General features: G+C 49.0%; 1 pseudogene. It reads right to left on the bottom strand.

From position 1 onward, the window contains the following. A pseudogene (locus B2U10_RS11170) lies at positions 1–206 on the bottom strand (phospho-sugar mutase); the annotation flags it as partial.

Genomic DNA, 206 nt, shown 5'->3' on the forward strand with positions numbered 1-206 from the left:
GCGTGAATCGTGTGCGATGACGATTCCTTTTGCTGCCGCTTCTTCTCCTGATGCCTTAATGAATGCTGCGAACCCTTGTGATGCTTTTCGAACCGTATACACATTCATCCGGTTCGTTCCGACACCGATCTCCCCGCGCATACCACCTGTTCCAAACTCGAGTTCTTTATAGAATGCTTCTTCAGCTGCTTTTTCATCCGCTGCTA

Source organism: Exiguobacterium sp. UBA7533 (assembly GCF_002479335.1).
GTDB lineage: Bacteria > Bacillota > Bacilli > Exiguobacteriales > Exiguobacteriaceae > Exiguobacterium_A.